1 rRNA gene is annotated in these 2,350 nt (G+C 54.1%); it reads right to left on the minus strand.

The annotated features are described in order from the left end of the window. Positions 1-17: 17 nt before the first annotated feature. Positions 18-2,350 (minus strand): 23S ribosomal RNA (locus C9I57_RS32100); the annotation flags it as partial.

Here is a 2,350-nt window from a genome sequence, read left to right on the forward strand (position 1 = left end):
CAAAACGCTCCGGTTATAGGATCAAGCCTTACGGGCAATTAGTATCGGTTAGCTCAGCGCATTACTGCGTGTACACACCCGACCTATCAACGTCCTGGTCTTGAACGACCCTTCAAGGGGCTCGAAGCCCCGGGGAAGTCTCATCTTGAGGCGAGTTTCCCGCTTAGATGCTTTCAGCGGTTATCTCTTCCGAACATAGCTACCCGGCGATGCCACTGGCGTGACAACCGGTACACCAGAGGTTCGTCCACTCCGGTCCTCTCGTACTAGGAGCAGCCCCCCTCAAACTTCCAACGCCCACGGCAGATAGGGACCAAACTGTCTCACGACGTTTTAAACCCAGCTCACGTACCTCTTTAAATGGCGAACAGCCATACCCTTGGGACCGGCTACAGCCCCAGGATGAGATGAGCCGACATCGAGGTGCCAAACACCGCCGTCGATATGAACTCTTGGGCGGTATCAGCCTGTTATCCCCAGAGTACCTTTTATCCGTTGAGCGATGGCCCTTCCATACAGAACCACCGGATCACTATGACCTGCTTTCGCACCTGCTCGACTTGTCGGTCTCGCAGTTAAGCACGCTTATGCCATTGCACTATCAGCACGATTTCCGACCGTACCTAGCGTACCTTCGTACTCCTCCGTTACCCTTTGGGAGGAGACCGCCCCAGTCAAACTGCCTACCATGCACTGTCCCCGACCCGGATCACGGGCCAAGGTTAGAACCTCAAACAAACCAGGGTGGTATTTCAAGGGCGGCTCCACCGAAACTAGCGTTCCGGTTTCATAGCCTCCCACCTATCCTACACAGATCGGTTCAAAGTCCAATGCAAAGCTACAGTAAAGGTTCATGGGGTCTTTCCGTCTAGCCGCGGGGAGATTGCATCATCACAAACACTTCAACTTCGCTGAGTCTCGGGAGGAGACAGTGTGGCCATCGTTACGCCATTCGTGCAGGTCGGAACTTACCCGACAAGGAATTTCGCTACCTTAGGACCGTTATAGTTACGGCCGCCGTTTACCGGGACTTCAATCAAGAGCTTGCACCCCATCATTTAATCTTCCGGCACCGGGCAGGCGTCACACCCTATACGTCCACTTTCGTGTTTGCAGAGTGCTGTGTTTTTATTAAACAGTCGCAGCCACCAGTTTATTGCAACCCCTTCACCCTTCCCCCGCAGGGGGGTCAAGCTACCAGGGCGTACCTTATCCCGAAGTTACGGTACCAATTTGCCGAGTTCCTTCTCCCGAGTTCTCTCAAGCGCCTTAGAATACTCATCTCGCCCACCTGTGTCGGTTTGCGGTACGGTCATCGTGAGACTGAAGCTTAGAGGCTTTTCTTGGGACCCCTTCCGATTGCTTCGCGGCCTAAAGCCGCTCGCGCCACACCCTTGAATTCCGCGCCCGGATTTGCCTAAGCGCCTTCTCCAATGCAGCGACCGGGACGTCCAACACCCGGACAACCTTCCGCGATCCGTCCCCCCATCGCATCTCACGACGGTGCAGGAATATTGACCTGCTTCCCATCAGCTACGCATTTCTGCCTCGCCTTAGGGGCCGACTCACCCTACGCCGATGAACGTTGCGTAGGAAACCTTGGGCTTACGGCGAGGGGGCCTTTCACCCCCTTTATCGCTACTCATGTCAGCATTCGCACTTCCGATACCTCCAGCATCCTTTACAAGACACCTTCGCAGGCTTACGGAACGCTCTCCTACCGCGCACATTACTGTGCACCCGCAGCTTCGGTATATGGCTTAGCCCCGTTACATCTTCCGCGCAGGACGACTCGATCAGTGAGCTATTACGCTTTCTTTAAAGGATGGCTGCTTCTAAGCCAACCTCCTGACTGTTTTAGCCTTCCCACTTCGTTTCCCACTTAGCCATATTTGGGGACCTTAGCTGGCGGTCTGGGTTGTTTCCCTCTTGACACCGGACGTTAGCACCCGATGTCTGTCTCCCGTGATTACACTCTTCGGTATTCGGAGTTTGCTATGGCGAGGTAATCCGCAATGGACCCCTCAACCATGACAGTGCTCTACCCCCGAAGGTGAGACACGAGGCACTACCTAAATAGTTTTCGGAGAGAACCAGCTATTTCCAGATTTGTTTAGCCTTTCACCCCTATCCACAGCTCATCCCCTAGTTTTTCAACACTAGTGGGTTCGGTCCTCCAGTACGTGTTACCGCACCTTCAACCTGGCCATGGATAGATCATCTGGTTTCGGGTCTACGCCCAGCAACTGAACGCCCTATTCGGACTCGCTTTCGCTACGCCTGCCCTATTCGGTTAAGCTTGCTACTGAACGTAAGTCGCTGACCCATTATACAAAAGGTACGCCGTCAC

The sequence above is a fragment of the Trinickia symbiotica genome (genome assembly GCF_003028655.1).
Classification (GTDB): Bacteria; Pseudomonadota; Gammaproteobacteria; order Burkholderiales; family Burkholderiaceae; genus Trinickia; species Trinickia symbiotica_A.